Genomic DNA, 13774 nt, shown 5'->3' with positions numbered 1-13774 from the left:
GGGAAGGGTGCTTTTCTTATGATAGCTTAAATCGGTGAACGGTTTCGTTTAACCTTGCCGTCATACTCATCAGTTCTTCTACTTGTTTGTTCATTTGATGGAAAGATTGCAGTTGTTCGTTTGCCGAGGCAGAAATTTCTTCGCTGCCCGCTGCCGTTTCTTCTACAACGGCACTAATATTTTCAATCGAGTGCAGCACTTGTCCGCCAAGCTCTGTTGATTGAATAATTTGGTCATTTAAGACCGCCATTTCTTGCTTAATATGTTGTGCTTTTGTTTCTATATCTTCAAAGGAGTGTGAGGTTTTGTCCATTGCATCTTGCTGCTGAAGTGATAGCTTGACCCCTTCTTGTACAGTTTGGCTAATGGATTGAATGCCTTTTTCAATATGACTCACCATGTCAAAAATTTGTCTTGTTGCACGAGACGATTCATCTGCCAGCTTACGAATTTCGTCCGCTACGACGGCAAACCCTTTGCCTGCTTCTCCTGCTCTTGCCGCTTCAATCGCCGCATTGAGCGAGAGGAGGTTTGTCTGGTCCGCAATATCAGAAACCGTTTTGGCCATTGCGGAGATTCCGCTTGCGTACTGAGTGAATTCTCCTGCAGACTCTTCAATTTGTCTCGTCGCACGTGTATTTTTTTCAATGGCTGCTTTTGTTTCTGTTAACGTGTGCTTTCCGCTTTCTACCGCTTCAATGGCATCCTCTGTACTACGAATGACTGTATGTGATCTTTCGGAATTCTTACGGCCATGTGAATCCATTTTCTCAATCAAACTAACGCCATGCTGAAGGTCTTCTGAAATCGCTTGTGAACCATTTGCCATTTCGTCTGTCGATACAGACACTTGATTGGCTGATTCCATAAGCTTTTTGTTTTCATCATCTAGCTGAATCGAAAATGATTCTACTTGGCTTGAGACATGGCTGATTTCTTGAATCAAGCTAATCAGCTGATCCGTCATTTGATTGAACGACTCATTTAATCCGCCGATTTCATCTTTACGCTTGATGTTCATCCGCTCCACAGCGAGGTTTCCTTCGGCAATCTGTTTTGCCCGGTAAGAAAGGGATTTGATTGGTGTCACAATGGATCTCGTTAAACCAATATTTAAAAAGACGGCGATGACAATCAGTGTGAGGGCTGCGACAGATGCGCTTGTGATGATCCATTGCACATTATCTGCCGCCTCCTCTAAATGGTATTCATACGCTTCTTGTGCTCTTTTATTCATCGTATGCACGTCGTTTAAAACACCGTCAATTCTGGCAGCCACTCGTCTGGCATCAGAAGCATTTTTTTCACCAATGGCATTGTTTGCTTCTTGCGTCCATGTGTCAAACTTTGAATTCAACCGTGTTAGGGCTTCTTTGTTCATATTTCCTGCGTTTTTGTTTAACGTTTGCAGCTGTTTTTTCGCTGTCGATATATCGTTTTGAACGACCTCTAGCTGTTCATCTGAAAGGGTCATGGAATAATTGGTCATGGCTTGTTCGACACTTTCAAAGCTGGCCTTCGTTTTTTGTACGTTCAGTAAGGTTTGAACTTCTGTTTCGCTTGATGACTGAATCTTTGTCATACTCACAATAATAAAGGCAATTACGCCAACCGCTAAAAGAAGTGAAATGAGTGAGTTGAGCAAAATTTTGATGCGTAAGCTCATGATGCTGCCCCCTCTTCTTTCAGAAGTGTCTGCTTCAGTCCATTTAATTTTTTGGTCAATTTCTCAGCATCTTTAAGCACCCGGATTCTTGCCATATCGATTCCGTCATTACTTAAGTCATAAACGATATGCCCGCTTTTGATTTTGCTGCTTTTGACGAGCTGTTCGCTGAATTGATAGACGACTTCATCGACTTTTTTGACCATAGACGAAATAACGGCTTTTTCAGCTGTATAATACTGATCGCTGTCCACACCGATTGCATATTTGCCTTGCGTTTGCGCTTCTTTTAATACACCAACACCCGTATAACCGGCTGCGGCATATAAAACATCTGCTTTCTTTTTGATCATGTCTTTCGCTATTTTACTGCCTTTGCCTGCATCACTAAATGTGCCAGCATACGTGGATACAATCTTGATGTTCGGATTCACTGATTTTGCACCTTTTTGATAGCCTTGTTCAAATCGGTGGATAACCTCTGCATCGACTCCGCCAACAAAACCAATGACATCACTTTTTGTTGTCATGGCAGCAAGTGCTCCCGCTAAATAGCTGCCCTGCTCTTCTTTAAAAGTCACTGATGTGACATTTTTCAGTTCAGACACAGCATCAATGAGTAAAAATTGCTTTTTCGGATATTTTTTCGCTACCTTTTCTAAGTCTTCTTGCATACTGAAACCTACACCGATGATCAGGTCATTTCCATCTTTCACAAGCTCGGTCAGCCCTTTTTCATATGTATCGGTTTCTGCAATTTCTCTATAATCGAATTCAATGCCAAGCTCATCACGTGCTTTTTCTAATCCTTTAAATGATGAATCGTTAAATGATTGATCACCAAGACCATCATCCGTCAGCATGACACCAATATGCTTCGCATTTGATATCGGTGGTCCTCCCTGCTGATTGCTGCATGAGGCGAGCACCATGATCATAGCTGCCATCAGAAGTAATGAAATCTTCACTTTCATCCAAAAACACACTCCTTTTATCATCCTTACCCCTTATTTATCGGATTTGAGAGTCATTGTTTCAATGATAAAGTGAAGGATTTTCAGCTTTTTTCATGACTTTTTTCACTGAAAAAAACCATTATTTATGACAAAAATAAAAAAAGTGAGCAAATGCTCACTTTTTCTCGTATGTCCATCCTTCTTTTTGGTAAACAAGATCATTTTTCATCAGATGACCTAGTGCTCGTTTGAAGGCTGCTTTGCTCATTTGAAATCTTTCCCGGATATCTTCTGGATCACTTTTATCCCCGTAAGGCATTGCACCGTTTCTCGTTCTCATATAAGTTAAGATTTCTTCTGCATCGACTGATAACGCATCCTGCTTTCTCGGAAGCAGTGACACATTGACAGTTCCATCCTCTTTCACTGCAATCACGCGTCCAGTCACGGTCGATCCGAGTCTTGGTTCTTCTTTCCGCTCAGTACGATGGATAAATCCTCTAATCCCTGTATCAGTCAGCATAAAGGAACCTGTCGCAATTAAGCGATAAATTGTCCCCGTGATTTCTTTGTTCATTAACGTTTCTGGCGCCTCAGTAAACAATTCACTGATCACATCTTCAGTGGCTGGTTTTGCGAACATTCTCCCGTAACTTGTCACTTTGAGCATACAGTATAGTTTGTCGCCTTTTTTCGGCCACGCTTCCTCAAAAGGCGGGAGGTGTTCAGTTGCAACAAGTGCATCCTTTGACAAACCTATATCGACAAAAGCACCCATATCTTCTACAACGTCTACGACTTCTACCCAGTCGTATGTATGTGCATTGATTTTAGGAATTTTCATCGTCGCTGCCAGTCTTTCCTCATGATCTACATATAAGTAGACCTCTACTTCATCACGATCTCCAATATCCTCTGTCATCTCACTGCGATGTAGGAGGACAGAATCTTCTCCATCTGTTAAAAAGTAGCCGTATTCCATCTCGTTATCTATTTGCAAGGTCAGTTGCTCACCTGGTCTCATGTTCTCTTCCTTCCTATCTGCCCTTAAAAGAGCGTTCGTTCATCTTTTGATTCACTTTATTCTACTATACTTCTGTCATCATGAACATCTCTAGTTCTGTTAGCTAAAGTGGACAAACTGCACTTGAATTATACCGCATGCATCTGAACTCTCTTCGATAAAGTTTCTTCTTCCCCTATTGGCATGATAAAATAGACGCAATATCTATAGTTGGAGGTCATATGTGATGGCAAAAGAAAGTTCATTTGATATTGTATCGAAGGTGGAGCTGCCAGAGGTGCAAAACGCCATTCAAGCAGCACTGAAAGAAATTAAAAACCGTTATGATTTTAAAGGAAGTAAAAGTGATATTTCACTAGAAAAAGAAGAACTCGTTCTCATTTCTGATGATGACTTCAAGCTGGAGCAGCTAAAGGATGTCCTTGTGACAAAACTGATTAAACGAAACGTACCGACTAAAAACATTGACTACGGAAAAACAGAACATGCCCTGGGTGGAACCGTTCGCCAGCGTGCAAAGCTGATTAGCGGGATTGATAAGGACAATGCCAAAAAGATCAATGCCTTGATCAAACAATCTGGTATAAAAGTAAAGTCGCAATTTCAAGATGACCAAGTGCGTGTGACAGGAAAAAATAAAGATGATTTACAAGAAGTGATTGCGCTCATGCGCAAGGCAGATTTACCGATTGACGTCCAATTTATAAATTTTCGATAAATTTCAAATTTTCCATTGATTATTTCCGATTTTTTCGATACAGTTGATGGAAGTTCAATTCATTGACATGTTCATATCGCTTTCTTATCAAGAGAGGCAGAGGGACTGGCCCTGTGAAGCCTCAGCAACCGGTGTAGTAGAAATCTATTTTCTATGACCAAGGTGCTAAATCCAGCAAGCAACTGCTTGGAAGATAAGGAGAAGAATTTCAATACAGCCAAAAAGTCTTCTTCTTATCAGAAGGCTTTTTTTGTTATATAGAAATAAGGAGGAAACCAATGGGCCTATTACAAGACTTACAAAATCGCGTACTGATTGCTGATGGAGCAATGGGAACACTTTTATACTCTTATGGCATTGACCGCTGCTTTGAAGAATTAAATTTATCAAAAGAAGATGAAGTCAAAAGAGTGCACGAGGCATATGTGCAAGCTGGAGCGGACATTATTCAAACGAACACATACGGTGCGAATTATATTAAACTATCCCGCTACGGCTTAGAGGAAGAAACAAAACGCATTAACACAAAAGCTGTACAAATTGCCAAAGCTGCCGCTGGCTCAGCTTATGTCCTTGGAACGATCGGCGGTATTCGAACATTTAACAAAAATGCCTACTCTTTAGACGAGATTAAACGGAGCTTTAGAGAACAGCTCTATATCCTTTTAAATGAAGAGCCTGATGGATTACTGCTTGAAACGTATTACGATATTGAAGAAGCAAAGGCCGTGCTTGAGATAGCGCGCAAAGAAACAGCGCTTCCGATTGTCATGAACGTCTCCATGCATGAGCAAGGTGTATTGCAGGACGGTACACCGCTAAAAGACGGTTTATCTGAATTATCCTCACTTGGCGCTGATGTTGTCGGCATTAACTGCCGGCTGGGCCCTTATCATATGATTCAGGCACTTGAAGGCGTTCCACTTTTGCAAAATTCGCATTTATCTGTCTATCCAAACAGCAGTCTTCCCTCCCTTGAAGAAGGCAGACTCGTCTATGATACAGATAATGATTATTTCCGAAAAAGTGCACTTGAGTTTAGAAATCAGGGCGCACGAATCATTGGAGGCTGCTGCGGAACAACCCCTCAGCATATAAGCGCCATGGCAGAGGCGGTCAAAGATTTAGCACCTATCACCGAAAAAGAAGTGAAAGTATTAAAAGAAGAAATCATTTCCATCCAAGATCAACGGACAGAACCAGGTCTTGACGAGCTGGCTGTGAAAAAACGTTCGATTATCGTCGAGCTGGACCCGCCGAAGAAGCTGAACTTTGAAAAATTCCTTGTCGCAGCGAACGAATTAAAAAGTGCTGGCATTGATGCCCTCACGCTGGCCGATAACTCTCTAGCTACCCCGCGTATTAGCAATGTGGCATGCGGCGCTTTATTAAAACAGCAGCTTGATATGCGTTCACTTGTCCATATCACATGTCGTGATCGCAATTTGATTGGACTCCAATCCCACTTAATGGGGCTGGACACGCTTGGACTAACCGATATTTTAGCCATCACAGGCGATCCGTCTAAAATTGGAGACTTCCCAGGTGCGACATCTGTGTATGATTTAACCTCCTTTGATTTGATCCGTCTGATCAAACAATTTAACGAGGGACTATCTTTCTCTGGGAAGCCGCTCGGGAAAAAGACCAATTTTTCAGTGGCTGGCGCGTTTAATCCAAATGTCCGTCATATTGATAAAGCGGTCAAACGCCTCGAGAAGAAAATCGAATACGGTGCCGATTATTTTATTTCACAACCTGTATACTCTGAGGAACAGCTTGTGAAGATTCATGAAGAAAGCCGACATTTGGATAAACCGATTTACATCGGTATTATGCCGCTGACAAGCAGCCGAAATGCTGAGTTTATTCATCATGAAATTCCCGGCATTAAATTGTCTGACTCGATTCGTGAGATTATGGCCAAGGCAGGCGAAGATAAAGAAAAGCAGCGGACAGAAGGATTAGCCATTGCCCGTTCTTTATTAGATACAGCCTGTGAATTGTTTAATGGCATCTATTTAATTACCCCTTTCCTTCGATCAGATTTAACAGCAGAACTGACAACTTACATCCATCAGAAAGAAAAGGAGCCAAACATCCATGCCAACTATCACTGAACAGCTCAAAAAACGCATCCTCGTCCTTGACGGTGCAATGGGCACAATGATTCAAAACGCCGATCTCACAGCAGAGGATTTCGGCGGAGAAGAGTATGAGGGCTGTAACGAATATTTGAACGTCACAGCCCCTCATATTATCTCCACGATCCACCGGCAATATCTTGAAGCAAGTGCAGATTTAATCGAAACAAATACATTCGGCGCGACGAAGCTCGTTCTCGATGAATATGGACTTGGCCACCTCGCCTATGAATTGAACGTAAAAGCAGCTCAGCTGGCAAAGCGTGAAACAGACCGTTTGTCCACACCAGAGTGGCCCCGCTTTGTTGTAGGCGCAATGGGGCCCACTACAAAAACATTATCCGTAACAGGCGGCACAACGTTTGAAGAGCTCGTTGCAAATTATGAAGAACAAGCCCGCGCCCTGATTGATGGGAAATGTGATGCTCTTCTTTTAGAAACGAGTCAAGACATGCTGAATGTCAAAGCTGGATTTAAAGGCATTCAAGAAGCCTTTCAAGCGACCGGTATTGAGCTGCCACTGATGGTGTCAGGTACGATTGAGCCGATGGGCACTACCCTTGCAGGCCAAGATATTGAAGCCTTTTATATCTCACTTGAGCATATGAAACCAATCAGCGTCGGCCTAAACTGTGCAACTGGTCCAGAATTTATGACAGACCATATCCGTACACTCTCCTCCATCTCAAAGTCGGCTGTCAGCTGCTATCCAAACGCTGGTCTCCCAGATGAAGAAGGGCAATATCACGAATCCCCTGCTTCGCTTGCTAAAAAAATCGCCGCTTTTGCAAAAGAAGGCTGGTTAAATATCGTCGGCGGCTGCTGCGGTACAACGCCTGCACATATTCAGGCATTGTCAGATGAAGTACGTCAGCTTCAGCCCCGCAGCATGACGCATGAGTCATCACCGCATACCGTATCAGGAATCGAGCCCCTCATTTATGAAGAAGCGATGCGCCCCCTCTTTGTTGGTGAGCGCACAAATGTCATTGGTTCACGCAAATTCAAACGGCTCATTGCAGAACAAAAGTTTGAAGAGGCAGCAGAAATTGCTCGTGCTCAAGTGAAAAATGGCGCTCACGTCATTGATGTGTGTCTAGCAGACCCTGATCGTGATGAAACAGCAGACATGGAAGGCTTTTTAAAAGAAGCCATGAAAAAAGTGAAAGCTCCTTTTGTCATTGATTCAACCGATAAACATGTCATCGAAAAAGCACTTATGTATTCTCAAGGAAAAGCCATTATTAATTCTATTAATTTAGAGGATGGAGAAGAGCGCTTTGAAGAGATTCTTCCTCTTGTCAAGCTATATGGCGGCGCACTTGTTGTGGGAACAATCGATGAAACAGGGATGGCCGTCACAGCAGATCGAAAACTTGAGATTGCCATAAGATCCCATGACCTGCTCACGAAAAAATATGGAATCCCTGCGAGTGATATCATTTTTGACCCTCTTGTCTTTCCAGTAGGTACTGGAGACGAACAGTATATTGGTGCTGCTGAAGAGACGATTAAAGGCATTGAGCGAATCAAAGCAGCACTGCCTGAATGTCTCACCATTTTAGGCATTAGTAACGTGTCTTTCGGACTCCCGCCAGTTGGCAGAGAAATATTGAATGCCGTTTATTTGTATCACTGCGTAAAAGCAGGGCTTGATTATGCGATCGTGAATACTGAAAAGCTTGAACGCTTCGCTTCAATTCCAAAGGAAGAAATCAAGCTGGCTGAAACTTTACTTTATGAAACAAATGATCAAACCCTTGCTGAGTTCACCCAATTTTATCGCGGGAAAAAGAAAACAGAGAAGAAACCAAAGATCTCCTTATCACTTGATGAAAGGCTGGCACTTTATGTCGTCGAAGGGACGAAAGAAGGCCTGATTGATGATTTGGCCCTTGCTTTGGAGAAATTTGAATCACCTCTTCATGTCATCAATGGACCATTAATGCAGGGAATGTCAGAGGTTGGGCGCCTATTTAATCAAAACGAATTGATTGTAGCTGAAGTCCTCCAATCCGCTGAGGTCATGAAAGCATCTGTTTCATACCTTGAGCAATTTATGGAGAAAAAGGACGCAAGCGGCAAAGGGAAGATTCTCCTCGCCACCGTCAAAGGCGATGTCCATGATATAGGGAAAAACCTGGTCGACATCATTTTGAGCAATAATGGCTTTCACGTCGTCGATCTCGGAATCAAAGTAACCCCACAAACATTGATTGAAGCGGTGCAAAAAGAAAAGCCAGATATGATTGGATTATCAGGTTTACTTGTCAAATCAGCACAGCAAATGGTCTTGACCGCTCAAGATTTACAAAAAGCAAACATCTCTGTTCCCATTTTGGTGGGCGGCGCGGCGCTTTCACGGAAGTTTACGAAGATGAAAATTTCGCCTCAATATGATGGCCCCGTCCTTTACGCCAAAGATGCAATGGACGGCCTGTCTTTAGCGAATGAATTAAGAGCGAACCCTCTTCAATTTCAAACAAAACCCTTAGAGGATCAAGAAACACTCCATAAGGAAAAAGAAACAACGCAGCCAAAAGCCGTGATTGAATTACTAGAAAAACGCGCGACACTTCCGGAGGCAGCGATTTTCACACCAGAAAATACGAAACGCCATTATGTACGGGATATTGATTTGCACCACATTATGCCCTATGTCAATGAGCAAATGCTGATCGGCCATCATCTCGGTTTAAAAGGAAAGATCAAAAAGCTGTTGGCTGAACAGCATCCAAAAGCATTGGAGTTAAAACAGCTGATCACAGATCTTCTTCAAGAAGGCAGAGAGAACAACTGGTTTGCACCTGCATTCGTCTATCAATTCTTCCCTGCCAGTTCAAATGGGAATGACCTGCATATCTACGATCCAGAAGCGCCTGACCGCGTCATTGAGACGTTCCAATTTCCAAGACAGGAAAAACTTCCGTACCGGTCTATTTCTGATTATGTGCGGAAAAGCGGAGAGAACGAGAAAGATTATATCGCCTTATTTGCAGTGACGGCTGGTGCCCGCATACGAGAGGTTGCGCAGCAATTTAAACAAGAGGGTGACTATTTAAAAATGCATGCGGTCCAAGCTTTAGCACTTGAGCTTGCAGAAGGATTGGCTGAACGAACGCACCAAGTAATTCGTGATAAATGGGGATTCCCAGACCCAGTCGATTTCACGATGGAGAAACGGTTCCAAGCCAAATATCAAGGTCAGCGCTATTCCTTTGGCTATCCAGCGTGCCCTAATCTAGAAGACCAAGAAAAACTATTCCACCTGCTGCAGCCAGAAAAAATCGGGATTCATCTCACAGAAGGGTTTATGATGGAGCCCGAAGCATCCGTTTCAGCCATTGTCGTTTCTCATCCTGAAGCTCGATATTTTAACGTTCACTAAAAAAACCTCCTGAATTGGAGGTTCTTTTTATAAATAAAAATGGAATAAATATGAAAAATTACGTTTATTTACCGATATTATAAATGAAAGTCATTTACTTAAAAGGAGATGTTTGTCATGTTCAAAAAGAAGATCGGGGTTTTATTGCTTACAGGCCTCTTTATCGCTAGCCCTCTTTTCCAATCACCTGCTCAAGCGAGTGAAACTTCTACGAAACAAACAACATATTATACAGAAGAATTGGAGCATCTGTATCCAGACAGTGATTATGCAAACAATGATACGATGGAAAAAGCTCAATTCTTACAGCACTCTCTTCATCTAAACAAGACCTATTTATATCACGAAGGTAGTATCTCTTCTATGAATGACATTGATTTTTACCGATTCACCAGCTCTAAATTTGATGGAGCAGATGGCCGCTTTTCTATCAAACTCGTCAATGTGAAAGCTGGAAATGATTTTGATCTTTATCTTTACAATCAGAGCGGGTCACTCGTGTCTTCCTCTGTGCGGACAAACAACCAAAATGAAATCATCCATATGCCGAAAATTGCCGCAAGCACTGACTACTATTTAGCCGTCAAACCAAAGCAATTATTAAATGAAGAGGACAACATGTATCGTATTGTCTTTGATAAAAGTATTGAAAAAGGCACAACCAAACGATATGGATCACCTGCCACATTGAATAGTTTCAATGAAGCTGGATCTCCCAATTCTTCTTTTGATTTAAGTAGCTTGCCGCAGGATGCCGTTGTCACTGGCCTGTCATTAGAAGCTGAAAAAGGCAGTACAAATGCATATAATTATGTATTCACCGTCTCTTCCTTAAAAGGCGGAACAGTGAACGTACCTTGGAACGGTCAAAAAGTTGACATCTCTTCTTATAAAACAAGTCAAGTGCCAGCAAAAGACCGCTTTTTTGTTTCTTTTAATGCAACCGAGGTTCCTCAATTGATCGGTGGACGGTTAATCAAAGTAGGCGTTGTCTCAATTAAAAACTTACAGCTCACCTTTGAATATGAATACAACCGTGACCTCAATTATTAAACTATACAAAAGGAAAAGGTATCCCCTTTTCCTTTTTCTTATGCGTTCTTATGGTACGATACATATAGAGAAATCAGCTAAGAAGGAGTTGCGTGTATTGGCAAACGTTATACAACGAACTTTAACCCTTGATGACATACCAGACCTTGTCGCATTGTCAAAAGAGGTCGACTGGCCTGATTACAATGCGGAAGAGCTCACATCTCTTTTAACAAATGGACATTTTACCGGTTTTACAACAACTGACGGACAAGTCATTTCATGCGCTGGACTTTTTCAGTATGACAGAGTGGCATCAATTGGGGCGGTGATTGTATCTGAGACACATCGAGGCCTCGGTCTTGCCCGTCAAATGATTGACACACTGCTTCGTCATAGTGATCCAAGTGTCCCTGTCGTTTTAACTGCTACTGTACAAGGACGCCCAGTTTATGAAAAAATCGGCTTTCAGACAGCCGGTTATATTCATACATACAAAGCACAAAAAACAAATCCTAGTGCCCTTCACCCGTCACATCAGATTCATCTTTTTCCCGCTGATCAAACGCACCTCCCGTCTATTGAAAGGCTGGATGAAAAAGGCGCAGGGACCAATCGATCAAACTTCTTAATAAAGCGAATGGAGCGAGCAGCATTTAAACTGATCGCAAAGGATGAACACCACGAAATCACCGGCTTCGCGTTTGGTGTGGAAACACCAGCTAATCTGATGATTGGCCCGCTTGCAGCAAACGATGAACAAACGGCGCTATCACTCATTCAATCACTTCTCACGTCTTATTCTGGCGCCTTTCGTTTAGATATGCAGGAAGAAACAGCTGAACGCCTGCATGCATCACTTGTAGAAGCAGGATTTACGAAAACAAACGTCGCACATTTTATGATGATTCGCGGGAACGAAAAGCAGAACGATCCTGCGCTTCTCTATTTCCTGGCCTCACAAGCATTTTCTTAAAAAATCAAAAAGCTGTAGACAGATGTTGTCTACAGCTTTTCTTATTTACTTTTCGCCTACGGATGAGAGAACTTGAGCGAGTGCATTTGTGACCTTGCCATGCTCTGATGCATGCGGCCGGTCGTCTCCATCTCCATAGCCATAATCAATCATGCGATTACGGTTTAAGCAAAGCTTTGTCAGCTGAGGCTGGAATAGATCAAATAAAGCAAAACGATCTTTTAGCTGTGGAAATTGCTTTTGATACTGCTGAATTTCTTCTGCAAGCAAGCGCCAAAGCGTCGTTTCATCTAACAGATTGTGATTGTCTAACACGTTTGACACGTAACGAAGATTGCAAATAAACAGGCCCGTAAAAATAAATTGTACAAGACCCTCAGGCGGCTCACTACGCAGCACTTCCTTTAGATCTTCTTCTAATGAAGCCAATTCAGGCAGCGGTTGATCACTAATGTTCACATCATCAACAAAATCTTTGATGGCCAAACGATGCGGCTTGTGATCTTTTAATACAAGAATTGTATTTTGTCCGTGCGGTGAAAACACCGTGCCATATTGATACATAAAGTGCAGAAGCGGCGGCATGACAACATGGAAGAATGACGCCATCCATTCTTTTGCTGACAGACCCGATTTTTCAATGAGCTGCTTTAGATAAGGCTCGCCTTCATGATCCTCATAAGTCAGTGCCGCCAGCGTAACAGGGCTCTCCCCTTCATCTAAATACGTATAAATGCTTTCTCTAAAAATGACCCCAAGCATTTCAAGGTATTGATATGGCGCACCAGGTAGCTTGCTGTAATAAGGATGATCAACATTGATACTCGCATTCTCACCTGGTAAAATCACGCGGCATACATCGGATAAAAAGGCGTCTTGATCGGCAATTCCTTTAATATGCGCTGTAATACGTGGCGCAATAACTGTACGTTCTGATGGGAGCCCCCGGTACACTAGCGTATTTAAAATACTCATTGGCAGTTTAATATGATGCTTGCCTTTATTTGAGATGTTCGTAAAGGTTCTGATCGATTGCTGTGGAATATATTGATCCAGCCCTTCTCCTAAATACACTATACGGCGCATGGCCAAATCTTCGGGGAAATGCTGGATGATCATATGCGTCCACTGCCATTTATGAACAGGCATCATATAATAATCAGCCGCATTCAGCCCTTCATCTTTTAACACACGTTGGAATTGACGAATCGTGACTTCGTCTAATTCTTTGGCAATGATGTGCTCATAGTTCTCATGATCGACCGCATGGAATGTCGCAAGTTCTCGGTGAACAGCAATCCAAGACAGCTGCACACTTTCCTGCCTTTCAGGTGCATAGGCTAAGTAATCATCGTAGCTGAACCCAATACGCCCTTTGTTATAGACGATCCAAGGATGACCAGTCATCTCGCCTTCAATCCATGCGTAGTCTGTATCCGTTAGCTCATCCGCATGAAGTGCTTTTTTCGACAGCAAATGAACATCCGCTAACAAGGTATGGTGAAGCTCTTTGATCAGATGGCCAGTTGTTTCAGAAGACATTGGGATGATTGGCTGAATGTCTAGTAAAAACACAATGGCACTAACATCCTTTGTCCATGTTCCGTCTTGACAGCACTCGATCGATTCAGCAATCGTATCAAAACTATCAAACAAACGAGGTTTTGCGAGATAACGATATTTCTTCTGTTCGTGAATGATTAATTCGTATTGGGCGATGCCATCCTGATGATCTAGCTGAACGGGATGAAGCATATCCTCATACATATATTCGGACAGCATTTTTGCCACCATTCGCTGGTTTGCTTTTTTCCAAGCAGCAGGATTTACCGCTTTTTTCAATTCATCTTGTACACTCATCGGTTCATCC

Annotated in this window: 9 protein-coding genes and 1 riboswitch; of the genes, 5 read left to right on the top strand and 4 right to left on the bottom strand. The window is 42.5% G+C overall.

Annotated elements, in window-relative coordinates:
• Nucleotides 1–16: 16 nt before the first annotated feature.
• The 3 genes from MHH31_RS05460 to MHH31_RS05450 all read right to left on the bottom strand — a co-directional run bounded on the left by MHH31_RS05460 (nucleotide 17) and on the right by MHH31_RS05450 (nucleotide 3646).
• The gene (locus tag MHH31_RS05460; protein ID WP_060780959.1) at nucleotides 17–1666 is read right to left on the bottom strand and encodes a methyl-accepting chemotaxis protein; all 1650 of its coding nucleotides are present in this window, start codon (nucleotides 1664–1666) and stop codon (nucleotides 17–19) included.
• Nucleotides 1663–2640, bottom strand: a complete 978-nt coding sequence (locus tag MHH31_RS05455) for a BMP family ABC transporter substrate-binding protein (protein ID WP_144740717.1) — start codon at nucleotides 2638–2640, stop codon at nucleotides 1663–1665. Before MHH31_RS05455 ends, MHH31_RS05460 begins: the two co-directional genes overlap by 4 nt.
• A gap of 157 nt (nucleotides 2641–2797) precedes the next feature.
• On the bottom strand, nucleotides 2798–3646 hold the full coding sequence (locus MHH31_RS05450; RefSeq protein ID WP_017366998.1) for a S1 RNA-binding domain-containing protein: 849 nt from the start codon (nucleotides 3644–3646) through the stop codon (nucleotides 2798–2800).
• Between the two features lie 226 nt (nucleotides 3647–3872).
• On the opposite strand from MHH31_RS05450, the gene MHH31_RS05445 reads away from it, so the two are divergent.
• The 5 genes from MHH31_RS05445 to MHH31_RS05425 all read left to right on the top strand — a co-directional run bounded on the left by MHH31_RS05445 (nucleotide 3873) and on the right by MHH31_RS05425 (nucleotide 11904).
• Nucleotides 3873–4364 carry a YajQ family cyclic di-GMP-binding protein gene (locus tag MHH31_RS05445; RefSeq protein ID WP_007499076.1) on the top strand — a complete coding sequence of 164 codons (492 nt, stop codon included), beginning with the start codon at nucleotides 3873–3875 and terminating at the stop codon, nucleotides 4362–4364.
• Nucleotides 4365–4445: 81 nt separating this feature from the next.
• Nucleotides 4446–4564: riboswitch (SAM riboswitch) on the top strand.
• Nucleotides 4565–4642: 78 nt separating this feature from the next.
• A complete protein-coding gene (locus MHH31_RS05440) occupies nucleotides 4643–6484 on the top strand; it encodes a bifunctional homocysteine S-methyltransferase/methylenetetrahydrofolate reductase (RefSeq protein WP_008348554.1) in 1842 nt (613 codons plus the stop codon).
• Nucleotides 6468–9896 (top strand): methionine synthase, encoded by a 3429-nt coding sequence (gene metH / locus MHH31_RS05435; RefSeq protein WP_342495356.1) that lies wholly within the window; start codon nucleotides 6468–6470, stop codon nucleotides 9894–9896. Before MHH31_RS05440 ends, metH begins: the two co-directional genes overlap by 17 nt.
• A 117-nt stretch (nucleotides 9897–10013) precedes the next feature.
• On the top strand, nucleotides 10014–10949 hold the full coding sequence (locus tag MHH31_RS05430; RefSeq protein WP_039167392.1) for a hypothetical protein: 936 nt from the start codon (nucleotides 10014–10016) through the stop codon (nucleotides 10947–10949).
• A gap of 97 nt (nucleotides 10950–11046) precedes the next feature.
• Nucleotides 11047–11904 carry a GNAT family N-acetyltransferase gene (locus tag MHH31_RS05425; protein ID WP_144678932.1) on the top strand — a complete coding sequence of 286 codons (858 nt, stop codon included), beginning with the start codon at nucleotides 11047–11049 and terminating at the stop codon, nucleotides 11902–11904.
• Nucleotides 11905–11949: 45 nt separating this feature from the next.
• On the opposite strand, the gene MHH31_RS05420 is transcribed toward MHH31_RS05425, so the two are convergent.
• Complete coding sequence (locus MHH31_RS05420) at nucleotides 11950–13764, bottom strand: IucA/IucC family siderophore biosynthesis protein (protein WP_025207127.1); 1815 nt, start codon at nucleotides 13762–13764, stop codon at nucleotides 11950–11952.
• Between the last annotated feature and the right edge of the window lie 10 nt (nucleotides 13765–13774).

The organism is Bacillus sp. FSL K6-1033, from assembly GCF_038630765.1.
Classification (GTDB): Bacteria; Bacillota; Bacilli; order Bacillales; family Bacillaceae; genus Bacillus; species Bacillus altitudinis.
Note: the sequence above shows the minus strand (reverse complement) of the source record. Positions and strands in the feature narration are given on the sequence as shown.